Here is a 761-nt window from a genome sequence, read left to right as displayed (position 1 = left end):
CGAAGCCACCTGGCCCGCGCCTGCAAGCAGGAGCACGCCGACCGCGATCAGGAACTGCCGCATCCGCTGCGGGATCTGGCCGGAGACGGCGCTCTGCATCAACGTCGCCGTGAAATAGCCGCCGGAAAAGCCGACCGTGGCAATCAGCCACCACGCGATCGCCGCGCCGGCGGGGATGAACTCATGCGAGTTGGAGCGCCAGAGCCCGCCGAGGTCGAGCCCGTAGCGCGCGCCCAGCATGTGCACCGCGAGCGCGAGCAGCACCCCTGAGATCATAGCGGCGCCGAGAATCAGGCGGCGCGGAAAAAAAATCGTCTCAGCCATGTCTCGCTTGTAGGATGGGCGAGGGCGATCACGCAAGCGGGTCGCAGGCGGGACTGCAGGATTGGATTGATTGTGAAGATGCGGGATTCGGGAGCTGAGGCGGCTTCGGGCACGAGCTACGCCTACAAGGCGTCGCTGATCGGCTCGGCGCATCGTTTCGAGCTGACGGAGGAGGGGCTTTCGTGGCACATCGCCGGGCGCTCGGGCTTGTGGCCTTATGACGAGATCAGAGCGATCCGGCTGTCGTTTCGCCCTGTGTCGATGCAGCAGCACCGCTTTCGCGCCGACGTCAGTCACAGCAGTGGCCGCCGTATCGCGATCCTGTCGACGAGCTGGCAGACCGCGGCGCTGATGGCGCCGCAGGACAACGGCTTTCGCGCCTTCATCATCGCGCTGCACGCGCGGATGGCGAAGGCTGGCAGCCGGGCGGCGCTGAC

General features: G+C 66.6%; 1 protein-coding gene and 1 pseudogene. One reads left to right on the top strand and one right to left on the bottom strand.

Annotated elements, in window-relative coordinates; translation table 11 throughout:
- On the bottom strand, window positions 1-324 hold a 324-nt coding region (locus MOV75_RS40430; protein WP_247008433.1), incomplete at its 3' end, for a hypothetical protein.
- A 78-nt stretch (window positions 325-402) separates the two neighbouring features.
- Between MOV75_RS40430 and MOV75_RS40425 the strand changes: the two are divergent.
- Window positions 403-761 (top strand): annotated as a pseudogene (locus MOV75_RS40425) (hypothetical protein); the annotation flags it as partial.

Origin of the sequence: Bradyrhizobium sp. PRIMUS42 (assembly GCF_023006515.1) — a bacterium.
In the GTDB taxonomy this organism is placed as follows: Bacteria; Pseudomonadota; Alphaproteobacteria; order Rhizobiales; family Xanthobacteraceae; genus Bradyrhizobium.
Note: the sequence above shows the minus strand (reverse complement) of the source record. Positions and strands in the feature narration are given on the sequence as shown.